The sequence below is a fragment of the Neobacillus sp. Soil_C_43 genome, from assembly GCF_057656715.1.
The window spans coordinates 1-295 of sequence record NZ_JBDGJV010000058.1; the positions used below are offsets into that span (position 1 = coordinate 1).

Here is a 295-nt window from a genome sequence, read left to right on the forward strand (position 1 = left end):
GGATTCGAACCGCCGAACCCGGAGGGAGCGGATTTACAGTCCGCCGCGTTTAGCCACTTCGCTACCCCTCCACATATTAATATTAGAAAAAATGGCGGAGGAAGAGGGATTCGAACCCCCGCGCGGTTTAACCCGCCTGTCGGTTTTCAAGACCGATCCCTTCAGCCAAACTTGGGTATTCCTCCATTTTTTTTTAAAAAATTATATAAGTATTTTAATAGCGGCGGAGGGGATCGAACCCCCGACCTTACGGGTATGAACCGTACGCTCTAGCCAGCTGAGCTACACCGCCAAA

2 tRNA genes are annotated in these 295 nt (G+C 50.5%); both read right to left on the bottom strand.

The window, feature by feature from the left end:
* Positions 1 to 92 precede the first annotated feature (92 nt).
* Positions 93 to 185: transfer RNA gene (locus tag AC3A54_RS25580), tRNA-Ser, on the bottom strand.
* Between the two features lie 33 nt (positions 186 to 218).
* Positions 219 to 292, bottom strand: a tRNA-Met gene (locus AC3A54_RS25585).
* Between the last annotated feature and the right edge of the window lie 3 nt (positions 293 to 295).